This is a genomic window from Nocardioides sp. P5_E3 (assembly GCF_054049275.1).
In genome coordinates this window covers 18,362-31,655 of sequence record NZ_JBFUMR010000031.1, presented here as the reverse complement: position 1 = coordinate 31,655, position 13,294 = coordinate 18,362, and the positions used below count along the sequence as shown (strand labels likewise).

Sequence of the window (13,294 nt, the reverse complement as noted above, 5' to 3'; positions counted from 1 at the left end):
AGCCATGGCCACCCACACCGAGGGCCCCGGGGCGATCCGGTGCGCACCGGGTACCCACGTCCTCAACGCGGACCGAAACCCCGACGAGCGGCGTACCGTCGTCATCACCAACACCGGCGACCGGCCGGTGCAGATCGGTTCCCACGTTCACCTCCCGCTGGTCAACGCGGCCCTGGACTTCGACCGGGACGCTGCGGCGGGCTTCCGGCTCGACGTCCCCTCGGGCACCTCCCAGCGCTTCGAGCCGGGTGCATCGCGCTCGGTGGCGATCGTCGCGCTGCGGGGCCGACGTGTGGTCCCCGGGATCCAGGTGCGCGCCGATGGTTGAGATCAGTCGTGAGGCGTACGCCGCCATCTACGGGCCCACGACGGGCGACCAGGTCCGCCTCGGTGACACCGACCTGTGGATCGAGGTCGAGGACGACCTGACCTTCGGTGGCGAGGAGGCGGTCTTCGGCGGGGGCAAGTCGATCCGCGAGTCGATGGCGCAGTCGGCGGTCCCACGCTCCGGGGGTGCGCTCGACACGGTCATCACCAATGCGGTCGTGCTCGACCACTGGGGCGTCGTCCGCGCCGACGTGGGCCTGCGCGAGGGTCGCATCGTCGCGCTCGGGCGCGCCGGCAACCCCGACATCGCCGACGGCGTGCACCCGGACCTCGTCATCGGTCCCGGCACCGACGTCATCTCGGGCGAGGGCAAGATCCTCACGGCGGGGGCGATCGACGTCCACGTCCACCTGCTGTCGCGCTCGCAGGTCGTGGAGGCCCTCGCGACCGGGACCACCACGATCGGCGGCGGTGGCACCGGCCCCTCCGAGGGTTCGAAGGCGACCACGGTCACCCCGGGAGCCTGGCACCTCCGGGCCGTCCACCGGGCGCTGGACGAGCTCCCCGTCAACGTCCTGCTGATGGGCAAGGGCAACACGGTGTCGGCGGAGGGCCTGGCCGAGCAGGCACTGGCCGGCGCGGCGGCGTACAAGGTGCACGAGGACTGGGGTGCGACGCCCGCGGCGATCGACGCCGCCCTGCGTGCGGCGGACGAGTTCGGCCTCCAGGTGGCGTTGCACTCCGACAGCCTCAACGAGGCCGGCTACCTCGAGTCGACGCTGTCGGCGATCGGCGGCCGCTCCATCCACGCCTTCCATGCCGAGGGCGCCGGGGGCGGGCACGCCCCCGACATCCTCAAGGTCGCGTCGCACCCGCACGTCATCCCCGGCTCCACCAACCCGACGCTCCCGCACACCGTCAACACCGTCGCCGAGCACCTCGACATGCTCATGGTGTGCCACCACCTCAACCCCCGGGTGCCCGAGGACCTCGCGTTCGCCGAGTCGCGGATCCGGGCGACGACGATCGCGGCCGAGGACCTGCTGCACGACCTCGGCGCGCTCTCGATCACGTCCTCCGACGCGCAGGCGATGGGACGGATCGGAGAGGTCATCTGCCGCACGTGGCAGGTCGCGCACGTCATGAAGGCCCGCCTCGGCTCCGTGGGGGGTCCCGCCGACAACGTCCGTGCCCGCCGCTACGTCGCGAAGTACACGATCAACCCGGCCGTCGCGCACGGGATCGCCCACGAGGTCGGGTCGGTCGAGCCGGGCAAGCTGGCCGACCTGGTGCTCTGGGACCCGCGGTTCTTCGGGATCCGGCCCCAGGCGGTCATCAAGGCAGGGGCGCTGGTGTGGGGCGCGCTGGGCGACCCCAACGCGTCGATCCCGACACCCCAGCCCGTGCTGATGAGGCCGACGCTGGTGGGGGCGGACGGTGCCGACCACGCGGTGACCTTCGTGGCGCCCGCGGCCCTCGACGCCGGGCTCGCGTCGGCGCTGGGGCTCCGTCGACGGCTCGCGGCGGTGACGCCGACCCGGGACGTCGGCAAGGCCGACATGGTCAACAACGACGCCCTGCCCGCCATCGACATCGACCCCGAGACGTTCGCCATCACCGTCGAGGGCGAGCTGGTCGAGCCGTCGCCCGCGACCACGCTGCCCCTGGCGCAGCTCTACTCGATGTTCTGATGAGCGCACTCGCCCTGCTCCTCGCCGACGCGCGGCTGCCCGTCGCCGGCCACACCCAGTCCGGGAGTCTCGAGCCCGCGCTCGCCGCCGGACCCGTCGACATTCCGGCCTACCTCGCCCTGCGTCTCGCGACGGTGACGCGGACCGAGGCGGCCACCGCCGTGGTGACCCTGGCCCACCTGCACCGGGGCGAGGGTCTCGACGCCGTGTACGACGCCTGGGCCGCCCGCACGGCCAGTGCCGCGATGCGCGACACCTCGCGCGAGCTGGGCCGCGGGCTGCTGCGCCTGGCTGAGGTGCTGTGGGACCTGCCGCCGGTGTTGACCGGGCTGCCCCGGCCGATGGTGCTCGGCGCGGTCGCGCACGTCACCGGGCTCGCCGCGACGGACGTGGCCGAGGTGATCGGGTACGACGACCTGCAGACCGTCGCGTCGGCGGCCCTCAAGCTGCGGCCGCTCGACCCGGCCGTCGCCACCGGCTGGGTCGTGGCGGCGCTGCCGCGGCTGGCGGTCCTGGTCTCGCAGGTCGCGCACCTCGAGTCACCCACCGACATCCCCGCCACCGCATCACCGTGGATCGAGCAGCTCGCCGAGGACCACGCCGTCACCACCAGGAGGTTGTTCCGTGCCTGAAAGTCCCCGCGAGCTCCGGCTGGGCGTCTGCGGCCCCGTCGGCACCGGCAAGTCCTCGCTGATCATGCTGCTCTGCGCCCACCTCGGAGACGAGCTGGAGATCGGGGTCGTCACCAACGACATCTACACCGACGAGGACGCCCGGATGATCCGGGCTGCGGGCGTGCTGGACCCCGCGAGGATCGTCGCGGTCGAGACCGGAGCATGTCCGCACACCGCCATCCGTGACGACATCACCGCCAACCTGCTGGCCGTCGAGGACCTCGTCGCCGAGCACGGGCCGTTGGACCTGGTGCTGGTGGAGTCGGGTGGGGACAACCTCACCGCGACGTTCTCACCTGCCCTCGTCGACGTCCAGGTGTTCGTGATCGATGTCGCCGGGGGTGGTGACGTGGCCCGCAAGGGCGGACCGGGCATCGAGCGTGCCGACCTGCTGGTCGTCAACAAGAGCGACCTCGCTCCCCACGTCGGGGTGGACGTCGACCTGATGCGCTCGGACGCCCTCGCGGCCCGCGACGACCGGCCGGTCATCGCCCTCTCCAGGCACGACCCCGACTCGGTCACCCGGCTCCTGGACTGGGTGCGGGCCATGGTGGCCCGGCAGCGGACCGGCGACCTGGTCCCGGCCGACCCCGGTCCGATGGCGCCGCACGTCCATGCCGAGGGGAGCCGGCACGACCATGGCGACCACGTCCACGCGCACTGACGCCTGCTCCTTCACCGTCGCCCGCACGAGCGACGCCCGCGTCCGGGTGACCGCTCGCGGCGGTCCCTTCCGTGTCGTCACGCTCTCGGCGGAACACGGAGTGGCCCGGGTGGCGCTGGTGCCCACCCGCGCGCTGCTGCTGGCGGGGGACGCCGTGGAGGTGGAGTGCGACGTCGGGGACGGGCTCACGCTCCACGTGCAGGAGACGAGCGGCACCGTGGCGTACGACATGCGCGGCGGGTCTGCGTCGTGGTCGTTCACCGCCCGGATCGGGGTCGGGTCTCGGCTGGTGCTCGACGCGCTGCCCTGGGTGTCGTCGGGCGGCTCTCACGTCACCCGGACGACGTCCGTCCGGCTGGACGAGGCGGCCACGCTGCTGGCCCGGGAGACCCTCGTGCTGGGCCGGTCCGGCGAGCCATCCGGCTCCCTCGTGTCACGGACGACGATCACCCGCGAAGCCCGTCCGCTGCTCGTCGAGGAGCTGCGCTCGGACCACCTGGCGCCCCACCGGGTGCTGGACAGCGTCCTGGCGGTCGGCACCTGCCACCAGCCACCCCCGGGCAGTCCGTCCCCGTTCCGGTTGGACCGCGGGGACCGGCTGTGGCGGAGGCTGGGGCGCGAGGCGCACGAGACCGCCGCAGCGCTCGACCCGGTGTGGACGGCCCTGCACCGCGCGGCTCAGTCGTGCGCCTGGTAGTCGACCGGTCCCATCATGTCGCCCGCGTCGTCGGTCGTGTCGGCGGTCGCTGAGGCCGACTCCTGACGTACGTCCTCGCGCGGCGACGGCACCGTCGGGGTGCCCGAGGTCGTGCCCAGGGTCCGGGCGGCCAGCCACTCGACGGCGTCGTCCCAGTCCGGGGACAGGGCGAAGTGGCTGTGCTGCATCATCGAGGTGAGGGGCTCGGCGTGCAGCTCGCGGTCGGGCGGGCTGGGGTCGAGCAGCCGCCAGTCACGTCCGCACTCGCGTCGCCCGGTGCGGACGGCGGGCAGGAGGTCGGGCACGAGCGGCCACGGGTCCTCGGTGCTCGCCGGCGGGCCCAGCCGGCGCGAGCGCAGTACCTGCTGCGTCTCCTCACCGGTGTGCGCCCAGCTGAGCACCGGGCCCGCGATGGGGTCGGTGTCGCGGAAGAGGTTGATCCAGCGACCTCCGAGCGCGCGGTCGAGGCACGTGAGCACGTGGTAGCTCGTGTACGCCGGGAACGCGCGCGGGAAGATCACCTGCAGCTGGGAGCCGAAGGTGAGGAAGCCGACGCGCGCGAGCTCCTGCGGGTTCAGCCACAGCAGCGCGGCGACCGAGATGAAGCTGCCCTGGCTGTGCGCCTCCACGACGACCGCGTCGGCGACCTCGGTGGTCGACGGCTCCGCCTCGGTGCAGGTGCCGAGGTGGTGCCGGATCCGGTCGCGCAGCGACTGCACCGCGAACTGCGAGTACGGCGGCGGCACGAACGGGTGCACCGACCGCGGCCAGAACGACACCACGTCCCACACCACGTTGACGACCCGCTGCCGGTCACGGGCCCGCAGGGACTGGCGTGCGGTGGTCATGAGCAGGCCGGCCAGGGCGATCAGCGTCAGGGCGCCGAGCCGGGAGATCACCTCCACCCAGTCGTCGGGGAGTCCGTCGCGCGGTGCGCCCACGCCGGTCATGAGGTCGATGGCGAGCAGCACCGCGAGCGCCATGCCGAGGAACGAGAAGCAGACGAGCACGACGGGCAGCCCGAGCTTGACCCGCGCGACGGCGCTGGCCGTCGCGATCCGGCGTACCCGCTCGTCCGTGAGCCACGTCGGCGCGTCGGACCCCTCGCCCGCCCCGTCGCCCGCCCCGTCGCCCGCCCCGTCGCCCGTCCCGTCGCGTGACGAGGACCCGTAGACGAGGCCGAAGCTGCGCCGCACCCGTTCGGTACGCCAGTCGCGGTCCGTCCACGTGCGGAACCCGAGCACGAGGCCGACGGCCACCATGAGCAGCACCGAGACGCCCCAGGTGAAGGTGACGCCCTCGACCAGCTTGGGCAGCGCGGCGTCGTCGACCAGCAGCTCGGCGCTGGCCAGCAGCAGCGCCGCCGAGTATCCGACGGCGAGGAACCCGCCGAGCGCGGCGACGACCGGCGCCGCCATCCCTGCGGCGTAGCGGCGGAAGGGTCGGGGCACCTYCGCGTCGAGGTGCCGGGTGGCGTGCGCCAGACCCGCGGAGGCGGCGAAGAGGACGATCAGCGTGCCCGTCAGGACCACCACGAGCGTGTTGGACACCTCGTCCACGGCTGCGAGCGGGTTGTCGGGGTTCACCCCGCGCAGCAGCAGCATCACCACCGACGACAGCAGGACAGCGAGCGCGAGGGACGCGGCCGTCAGGCCCACCGCCGGTCGCTGGAGGACCCGGTTCCAGCTCTCCAGCACCGAGTCGCGCTCCCACGACCGGGGAGCGCTGTGCTCGGGGTCGCCGAGCACCGCCACCAGCACGGCGAGGGCCGCCAGCAGCCCCGCGCTGGCGGCGTACACGAACGAGCTCAGGCTGGTGCCCAGCTGCGCGTCGCCGTCAGTGAGGCTGCCGACGAGGGCCACCGTCGCCCAGCCGCCCGCGAGGTGGAGGCGTCCGAGGCTGGTGGCATCGGGGTCGCCGGCGTAGAAGTTCTCCCGGGTCAGGCCGGACGACTCGCCCAGTGAGCGGCCCAGGGTGTCGGCGGCGTCGGGCGGCTGGCGCACGGTCGTGTTGCGCCGCCCGAGCCGGTAGAGCACGAGCACGCCGCCGGCCGCGACCAGCGCGCCCGCCGCCAGGAGCGTGCCCTCCCCCAACGCCTGGCCGAGCCGGGTGGTGGCGAGCCGTTGCCTGGCGACCAGGTCGATGCTGATGGACGACGCAGCCAGGGCGAACGTCGCGGTCAGGCCGAGGGCGAGCAGCCGCAGCGCTCCGCCGACGACGGTGTGGAAGAACCGCTCGCGCCACGTCGAGGGCGGGCTGAGCATGAACTGCGCGGCGTTGACCATGCCGAACGGGACCAGCGCCAGCCACAGCGCCTGTCGCCAGTTGCCCGAGGTGTAGCGGCCCCAGTGGAAGCCCTCCAGCCTGGTCGACCGCGTGTGCGGACCCGTGCCGTCCTCGACGGGGTCGGGTGGCTTGTCGCCGAAGCAGTCGACCGCGACGAAGAACCGCGAGTACTCGTCGCCGGCCTCCTGCCGGGCATGGTGCGTCTCGAGCATCTCCTCCGGCGGCGTCCCGCTGACGCCGTGGACCCGCAGCTCCACGATCTTCGCGCTCGTGACATCCATGGCCAGCCTCCGCGGCCTCCCGCGGCGGGTCGAGAACTCACCGCTGCCGCCCCTCCCATTGGAGCGGAGTTGTCCACAGTTGTCCATGCCCGGCAAAGACGGGCAACGACGAGGGCCCCCGCCCTGGTGGACGGGGGCCCTCGGCCCTGCTCAGAACAGCATCAGCTGCTGCTCATCGGCTGGTGCTCTTCAGTCGCCGACCTTCTCGGCGGCGTCGGCGACGGCCTTGACCGCGTTGGTCGCGGTGGCGGTGGCGGCGCTGGCGGTGGCCTTGGCGCTGCTCTGCGCGGTGGCGGTCTTCTTCGCCGCGGTCTTGCGGGCGGTGGTCGCGGCCGCCTTCTTGCCCGCGGCCTTCTGGGTGGCCTTCTTGGCGGTCGGCTTCGGCTTGGGGGCGACCTTGGTGGCGGCCGTCTTGTCGGCGGCGGCGGTGGTGGCTTCGGCGGCCTTCTTGGCCTGGGTCGCGGTGGTCTTCGCCTTCGTCACGGTGGTCTTGGCGGACGTCACGGTGGCCTTGGTCGACTCCTGGCGGCGGATGCGGCCCACGAGGGACTCGCCGCGCTTGACGAGGTCGGTGTAGGTGGCGTTGGCCGCGGAGACGTTGCCGTCGACGAGCGCGGAGACCTGCGTGGTGACCTTGGCCGGGTACGCCCGGGCCTCGGTCTGCAGCTCGGCGACGCGGGCCTCGATGGCGGCGCGGCGGGCCTGGGCCTGCTTGCGCAGCGCCTTCGGGTCGGTCGCGGTCTTCTGGACGTCGGTCACGCGGGTGGTGACGTCCTTCTGCACGGCGGCGACGCGCTTCTGCACGTCGGCCACGGCCTCACGGACGGCCTCGACGGCCAGGTCGGTGACGCCGACGCCGGCGAGGACGGGCTTGAGGGCTTCGGTCTTGAGGTCGCGCTTGGTGGTGGCCATGGGGTTCTCCTTCAATGGGGGATGGTGCTGACAGTTGTTCTGGTGGTCTGTGGCTAGAGCTCGTCGGCGGGCTCGACGGACTCGACGGGCTCGGCGGGTAGGGCCGGCGCCGCATCGCGCTCGTTGAGTGCGAGGAACGAGGCGTACACGTCGAGCAGCGAGTGCTTCTGCCGCTCGGTGAGCGCGGCGTCGGCGAGGATCGCGAGCTCCACCGACCCGGGCTGCCCGGGGTCGGGGTGGACGATGCCGGCGCGGACGTAGAGCTGCTCGGCGCTGACGCGCAGGGCGCGGGCCAGCTGTTGGAGCACCTCGGCCGACGGCTTGCGCAGGCCGCGCTCGATCTGGCTGAGGTAGGGGTTGCTCACTCCGACCTGGTCGGCGAGCTGTCGCAGGGAGAGCTGCGCGCCGAGGCGCTGCTCCTTGAGGTAGTCCCCCAGCGTGCCGAGCGAGCCGACGACCGCCTTGCTCGTCTTGCTGCCGGTCTTGGAAGCCGCCTTCGACGCCTTCTTCGAACTCGCCCTGGCCGGGGTCATCTTGTCCTTGGCCATGCCCCCATTTTGCTAACAAGAGTTAGCAGAAATCAAATCGAGGGCACGTGAGACCTCTCACAAGTCCTTTGCCGGAGCCTGGTTCCGCGCTAGCAGACGGTTCGCACCGGATGTCGCGTGCGGTGCCGACCTAGGATCCACCCGTGTCCGCCCGTCTCCTGAGCCGCCGAGCGCGTACGGCAGTCGCTGCCGCGCTGGGCCTTTGGGCGGTCATCCTTGCCGTCACCCTTCTCGCGCCGTCGGCGGCCGGCCCGTCCTGGCTGGTCAGCACGGTCGCCAACTTCTTCGCCGGCCTGGGTGTGCCGGACGCCCTCGCGGCGCCGGCCCGTGTCGAGTTCATCCTCAACGTGGCGGCCTTCGTGCCGCTGAGCCTGCTGGGCAGCGCACTGTGGCCACGTCTCACGTGGCGGGACTGGACGGCACTGGGCTTCGTGGCCTCGTTCCTGGTCGAGGTCGTGCAGGCGGTCGCGCTGGACGGGCGCTCGGCCACCCACTCGGACGTTGTCGCCAACACCCTCGGGATGCTGGTCGGCGCGCTCCTCGGGCTTCTGGTGGCGAGGATCCTGGAGTCGAGGGCCTCAGAAGGCCGCGCGGATCTCCCCGACCGGCAGTCCTCCGCCGAGGAGCTCGAACCGCCCCGTTGAGCGGACCGCCTCGGCGTCCACGCCGTCCTCGTCCAGCACACCCGAGCGGCGCAGCGCCTCGGCCATCAGCACCGGGCGTACGCGCGCAGCCCCGTCGTCGGTCTTGAGCGCCCAGGCGCGTCCGTCGGGGAGCGCGACGGCGTAGCAGGACTCGGCGCCGGCCTTGCCGATCAGCCCGGGGACGGCCCGGTGCAGGGCGAGCTCGTCGCGCGTGGTGCCGCTGACGTGCTCGGGGTGGCGGCGGATCGCCTCGGCCACGCGGCGCTGCGGACCGTCGGTCGCGGTGGCGAGGGACGCGAACGCCCGCGCCAGCCCGGTGAGCGACGTGGACAGCAGCGGCGCACCGCACCCGTCGACGGCCACCGCGTCGATCGGCTCCCCCGTGAGCCGGGCGAAGGTGTCGGCGATCGCGACCTGGAGCGGGTGGGCGGGGTCGAGGTAGGTGGCGGTGTCCCAGCCCCGCAGCACGCACGTCGCGAGCATCGCCGCGTGCTTGCCGGAGCAGTTCATCAGGACCGGCGCCTTCGCACCCCCGGCCCGTACGACGGCCTCGCGGGCGTCGTCGTCGAGGGGGTAGTCGGCGGGCGTCTGGAGCGCGGACTCGTCGAGGCCGGCGGACGCGAGCGTGCGGCGTACGCCCTCCACGTGGAACGGCTCGCCGGAGTGCGAGGCGCACGCCAGGGCGAGCAGGTCGTCGGGCAGGTCGAGGCCGAGCTCGACCATCGCGAGGGCCTGGATCGGCTTGTTGCTCGACCGCGGCAGCACCGGGGCCGCGACCTCGCCGACCGACCAGGCGACCGAGCCGTCGGCGGCCAGGGCCACGACGGAGCCGTAGTGGTGACCCTCGACGAACCCGGAGCGGACGATCTCGGCGACGACGGGGAGACCGACCGACACAGCAACAGACCCAGCGACAGACATGGCGGCAGGCTACTCACCGCAGTTCTGAGAGGATGCGCGGGTGATCCAGCACTGCCCGACGCCGACCGAGCTCGACGACCTGGAGCTCCTGGTCTCCGGCGCCTACGCCCCGCTCTCCCGATTCAACGAGGACGGGAGCGTCGTCACCCTCGACCTGCCCGACGGAGCCACCGAGGCCGAGCTCGTCGACCCCGAGGGCCTGCCGCTGGCCCGGGTCGCCGCCGACGGCTCGCTGGAGCCGCTCACGCACGCGCAGTACGGCCCCTTCCGCCGGCTGCACCTCACCCCCGCCCAGGCGCGCGAGCAGCACGCCGGCGCCACTTTCGTCCCCGTCGTCGACGCGCTCACCGAGGCCGACCTCGAGGAGCTGCGCGGGCTCGGCCGCGTCGTGCTCCTCGCCCTGATGGGCACCGGCACCTCGTCGCTGTCCCCCGTCGCGCTGGTGCGCGCCACGCTGGCGGCCGCCGACCTGCTCGACGACGCGTCCGTCGTGGCCATCCCGCTCCCGGCCCACGGTGACGCCGACGCCGACCACGCCCTTGGCACCCAGGTGGTCGAGACCTACGCCGGCGGTGACCCGGTCCACGCCCTGGCGGACACCTCCTCGTCGGGCGAGCCGGTGGGCCACCCCGCCGCGATCGCCGCCATCGTCGACGCCGACCAGCCGGAGCCCGAGGAGCAGGGCCTCGTGCTCTTCTTCACCGGCCTGTCCGGGAGCGGCAAGTCGACGCTCGCCCGCGCGCTGATGGACCTGCTGCTCGAGCAGGGCGGGCGCACGGTGACCAGCCTCGACGGCGACGTCGTACGACGTCACCTGTCCGCGGGCCTGACCTTCAGCAAGGCCGACCGCGAGACCAACATCCGGCGCATCGGCTGGGTGGCCGCGGAGATCGCCCGCCACGGCGGCATCGCGGTGTGCTCGCCGATCGCTCCGTTCGCCGAGACCCGCGAGCAGGTGCAGGGGATGGTCGGGGCCGCCGGGGGCGCGTTCTTCCTCGTCCACGTCGCCACGCCCCTCGAGGAGTGCGAGCGCCGCGACCGCAAGGGCCTCTACGCCAAGGCCCGCGCCGGTGAGATCCCCGAGTTCACCGGCATCTCCTCGCCCTACGAGGAGCCCGTCGACCCCGCCGTGCGCGTCGACACCACCGGCCGCACCATCGAGGACGCGCTCGACGACGTCCTGGTCGCGCTCGACGAGGCCGGCTACCTCCACCTGCGGGGCACCGATGACTGAACCGCTCCGGGTGCTCTTCGTCTGCACCGCCAACATCTGCCGCTCGCCCTTCCTCGAGCTCACCGCGCGCCGCCTGTCCGGCCCCGGCTCCGGGGTGGAGTTCTCCAGCGCGGGCACGCACGGCTTCGACAGCCACGCGATGGACGACGTCATGGTCGCCACACTCGTGGAGGACACCTCGTCCGGGTTCGCGAGCCGCCGCGTCACCGGGCCGCTCCTCGCCGAGGCCGACCTGGTGCTGACCGCGGAGGCCACGCACCGCAGCTTCATCCTCGAGGAGTTCCCCCAGCACCTCCGCAAGGTCTTCACCGTCGGCCAGTTCGCCGCCGCGGTGGAGGAGCACCCCGACCTGCGCGGGCGCGAGCTGGTCGCCGCGGTCGGCGCACGTCGTACGGCGGCGCGCCGCGAGCACGACATCGCCGACCCCTACCGGCGCGGGGAATCGGCTGCGGCCACGGCAGCAGACACAATGTCGCGAATGTTGGGTGTGATCGTCCCTCGGCTCGCTCCAGGAGGCTCCGGTGGCTGACCTGCTGACTGCCGCGTTCTTCTCGATCCTCGCCGCCGGCTTCCTCGTCGGCATCGTCGTCGGCCTCACCGGCATGGGCGGTGGCGCCCTGATGACCCCCGCGCTGCTGTTCCTGGGCGTCGGCTCCCCGGCCGTGGTCGTGACCGCCGACCTGACCGCGGCCGCGGTCTACAAGACCGGTGGCGCGATCGTGCACAAGCGCGAGGGCTCGCCCAACATGCGGCTCGCGATGTGGCTGATGATCGGCTCCATCCCGATGGCGCTGCTCGGGCCACACCTGGTCGCGTGGTTCACCGACGACACCGAAGAGCTCAACCACGTGCTGGTCATCAGCATCGGCTTCGCGCTCCTGCTCGCGGCGGCGACGTATGCCCTGCGCCTGTACGTCAACCTGCTCCGCGTCCGCTCGGGCACCCACGTCCACGACGACAACCCCGCCATCCGGATCGTGCCCACGCTGCTCGTCGGCATGCTCGGCGGCCTGCTCGTCGGCATCACCAGCGTCGGCTCCGGCTCGGTCATCATGATCGCCCTGCTGATGCTCTACCCCGGCCTGTCGGCCGTGCGGCTCGTCGGCACCGACCTCGTGCAGGCCGTGCCGCTCGTCCTGGCCGCGGCGATCTCCAACATCGCCCTCCACGGCATCGACTGGTCGATCCTGGTCCCCCTCCTCATCGGCTCGGTGCCCGGCACGATCCTCGGCGCCAGCCTCGCCCCGCGCGTGCCGCAGTCCTTCATCCGCCGCGGCATCGTCGTCGTGCTGACGATGAGCGGCGTCGCGCTGCTCGACAAGTCCGGCTGGGCGCCCCTCGGCGTCGAGGAGACCCACCCCATCCTCATCGCCGGCATCGGCCTCGTCGTGCTGGTCGTCCTGCCCATCGTCTGGGGCTTCCTGCGAAAGCAGCAGGGCCTGCCGATGTTCGGCTCGCCGACCATCGCCCAGCTCGAGGACCCCGACTACCAGCCCGGGGTCGTGGGGATGAAGAAGGTCGACCGGCCGTAGGGCCGCTCCTTCGCGCGCGATGCGTGGAAGCCCGGCGTGTCCGGGACGGCGTACGGCGTGTCGCGGGTGTCGCGGTCGTCCTACGGCCCCTGTGGAGAGCCGTTCGCGGTGGCCGACGCGTCTCGACAGACTCCGACCATGGATGCCGTCGCAGCCCTCACCCGCCTCGGCGGCATCGGCTCGACGACCGACATCCTCCGACTCGCCACCCGCAGGCGGCTGCGCCACGCAGTCGCGGCCCGCTCGGTGATCCTCTTGGCGCGCGGTCGCTACGCCCTGCGCTCGGCCGACGTGGCGCGCGAGCTCGCTGCTGAGATCGACGGGCACCTGCGACTCCTCAGCGCGGTGGCCCACTGGGGTTGGGAGTCGAAGTGGCCGGCGCGCTACCCGCAGCTCGGCGTCCGCACCAAGCCGCGTCGGGCTGTGGAGGCGGAGGTGCACGTCCGCGACGTGCCCCGACACGACATCGACGGCTGGGCACGAGCAGGGTGCGCACCGTCCTCGACGGGTCGTGGCCCACGCGACGCCTCTGGCGGCCAATCCCTTCGAGTCCGTGCTGCGCGCGATCCTCATCGAGGCCGGGATCGCCGTGGTCCCACAGTGGGAGACCACGATCGGCCACGTCACCTACCACCCCGACCTCGCGGAGCCGTTCGCCGGCATCGCGATCGAGGCCAACTCGTGGAAGCACCGCGCCGGCAAGGCGGAGCACGACGAGGACTGCCGGCGCTACAACGCCCTCGTCCTCGGCGGGTGGATCGTGCTCCGCTTCGCCTGGGAGCAGGTGATGTTCTCCCCTCACGAGGTCGTCACCACGGTCCGTGCCGCCCTCGCTCTCACCTCCCGCGACCTCGGGGCCGTTCGGGCGGCCTGAAGCAGGTCA

14 protein-coding genes are annotated in these 13,294 nt (G+C 72.8%); 10 read left to right on the top strand and 4 right to left on the bottom strand.

Annotated elements, in window-relative coordinates; genetic code table 11:
- Positions 1-4: 4 nt before the first annotated feature.
- The 5 genes from ureB to ACXJKB_RS18255 are packed head-to-tail and all read left to right on the top strand — an operon-like array spanning position 5 to position 4,053.
- Positions 5-328: an urease subunit beta gene (ureB, locus tag ACXJKB_RS18275; protein ID WP_457190874.1), complete on the top strand. Its 324-nt coding sequence runs from the start codon at positions 5-7 to the stop codon at positions 326-328.
- The gene (locus ACXJKB_RS18270) at positions 321-2,018 is read left to right on the top strand and encodes an urease subunit alpha (protein WP_457190872.1); all 1,698 of its coding nucleotides are present in this window, start codon (positions 321-323) and stop codon (positions 2,016-2,018) included. The genes ureB and ACXJKB_RS18270 overlap by 8 nt, the downstream gene beginning before the upstream one ends.
- Positions 2,018-2,650 carry an urease accessory protein UreF gene (locus ACXJKB_RS18265; RefSeq protein ID WP_457190870.1) on the top strand — a complete coding sequence of 211 codons (633 nt, stop codon included), beginning with the start codon at positions 2,018-2,020 and terminating at the stop codon, positions 2,648-2,650. Before ACXJKB_RS18270 ends, ACXJKB_RS18265 begins: the two co-directional genes overlap by 1 nt.
- Entirely contained in the window at positions 2,643-3,356 is a 714-nt protein-coding gene (gene ureG / locus ACXJKB_RS18260; protein WP_457190868.1) for an urease accessory protein UreG, read from the top strand. Before ACXJKB_RS18265 ends, ureG begins: the two co-directional genes overlap by 8 nt.
- The gene (locus tag ACXJKB_RS18255; RefSeq protein WP_457190866.1) at positions 3,331-4,053 is read left to right on the top strand and encodes an urease accessory protein UreD; all 723 of its coding nucleotides are present in this window, start codon (positions 3,331-3,333) and stop codon (positions 4,051-4,053) included. Before ureG ends, ACXJKB_RS18255 begins: the two co-directional genes overlap by 26 nt.
- On the opposite strand, the gene ACXJKB_RS18250 is transcribed toward ACXJKB_RS18255, so the two are convergent.
- The 3 genes from ACXJKB_RS18250 to ACXJKB_RS18240 form a co-directional block, all read right to left on the bottom strand.
- Positions 4,035-6,620, bottom strand: a complete 2,586-nt coding sequence (locus ACXJKB_RS18250) for a hypothetical protein (protein ID WP_457190864.1) — start codon at positions 6,618-6,620, stop codon at positions 4,035-4,037. The genes ACXJKB_RS18255 and ACXJKB_RS18250 overlap by 19 nt on opposite strands.
- A gap of 189 nt (positions 6,621-6,809) precedes the next feature.
- Positions 6,810-7,532, bottom strand: a complete 723-nt coding sequence (locus ACXJKB_RS18245; protein WP_457190862.1) for a hypothetical protein — start codon at positions 7,530-7,532, stop codon at positions 6,810-6,812.
- A gap of 53 nt (positions 7,533-7,585) precedes the next feature.
- A complete protein-coding gene (locus ACXJKB_RS18240) occupies positions 7,586-8,080 on the bottom strand; it encodes a helix-turn-helix domain-containing protein (RefSeq protein WP_457190860.1) in 495 nt (164 codons plus the stop codon).
- A 143-nt stretch (positions 8,081-8,223) separates the two neighbouring features.
- On the opposite strand from ACXJKB_RS18240, the gene ACXJKB_RS18235 reads away from it, so the two are divergent.
- Complete coding sequence (locus ACXJKB_RS18235) at positions 8,224-8,724, top strand: VanZ family protein (RefSeq protein ID WP_457190858.1); 501 nt, start codon at positions 8,224-8,226, stop codon at positions 8,722-8,724.
- On the opposite strand, the gene ACXJKB_RS18230 is transcribed toward ACXJKB_RS18235, so the two are convergent.
- Positions 8,659-9,645 (bottom strand): asparaginase, encoded by a 987-nt coding sequence (locus ACXJKB_RS18230; protein ID WP_457190855.1) that lies wholly within the window; start codon positions 9,643-9,645, stop codon positions 8,659-8,661. The genes ACXJKB_RS18235 and ACXJKB_RS18230 overlap by 66 nt on opposite strands.
- A 40-nt stretch (positions 9,646-9,685) precedes the next feature.
- On the opposite strand from ACXJKB_RS18230, the gene cysC reads away from it, so the two are divergent.
- The 4 genes from cysC to ACXJKB_RS18210 all read left to right on the top strand — a co-directional run bounded on the left by cysC (position 9,686) and on the right by ACXJKB_RS18210 (position 13,285).
- On the top strand, positions 9,686-10,879 hold the full coding sequence (gene cysC, locus ACXJKB_RS18225) for an adenylyl-sulfate kinase (protein WP_457190853.1): 1,194 nt from the start codon (positions 9,686-9,688) through the stop codon (positions 10,877-10,879).
- A complete protein-coding gene (locus tag ACXJKB_RS18220; protein ID WP_457190851.1) occupies positions 10,872-11,408 on the top strand; it encodes an arsenate reductase/protein-tyrosine-phosphatase family protein in 537 nt (178 codons plus the stop codon). Before cysC ends, ACXJKB_RS18220 begins: the two co-directional genes overlap by 8 nt.
- A complete protein-coding gene (locus ACXJKB_RS18215) occupies positions 11,401-12,411 on the top strand; it encodes a sulfite exporter TauE/SafE family protein (protein ID WP_457190849.1) in 1,011 nt (336 codons plus the stop codon). The genes ACXJKB_RS18220 and ACXJKB_RS18215 overlap by 8 nt, the downstream gene beginning before the upstream one ends.
- 511 nt (positions 12,412-12,922) lie before the next feature.
- The gene (locus tag ACXJKB_RS18210) at positions 12,923-13,285 is read left to right on the top strand and encodes an endonuclease domain-containing protein (protein WP_457190847.1); all 363 of its coding nucleotides are present in this window, start codon (positions 12,923-12,925) and stop codon (positions 13,283-13,285) included.
- Positions 13,286-13,294 lie beyond the last annotated feature (9 nt).

Coding starts and splice junctions, on each gene's coding strand:
- ureB (WP_457190874.1), top strand. CDS start 5: ATGGCCACCCACACCGAGGGCCCCGGGGCGATCCGGTGCGCACCGGGT.
- ACXJKB_RS18270 (WP_457190872.1), top strand. CDS start 321: ATGGTTGAGATCAGTCGTGAGGCGTACGCCGCCATCTACGGGCCCACG.
- ACXJKB_RS18265 (WP_457190870.1), top strand. CDS start 2,018: ATGAGCGCACTCGCCCTGCTCCTCGCCGACGCGCGGCTGCCCGTCGCC.
- ACXJKB_RS18255 (WP_457190866.1), top strand. CDS start 3,331: ATGGCGACCACGTCCACGCGCACTGACGCCTGCTCCTTCACCGTCGCC.
- ACXJKB_RS18245 (WP_457190862.1), bottom strand. CDS start 7,532: ATGGCCACCACCAAGCGCGACCTCAAGACCGAAGCCCTCAAGCCCGTC.
- ACXJKB_RS18240 (WP_457190860.1), bottom strand. CDS start 8,080: ATGGCCAAGGACAAGATGACCCCGGCCAGGGCGAGTTCGAAGAAGGCG.
- ACXJKB_RS18230 (WP_457190855.1), bottom strand. CDS start 9,645: ATGTCTGTCGCTGGGTCTGTTGCTGTGTCGGTCGGTCTCCCCGTCGTC.
- ACXJKB_RS18220 (WP_457190851.1), top strand. CDS start 10,872: ATGACTGAACCGCTCCGGGTGCTCTTCGTCTGCACCGCCAACATCTGC.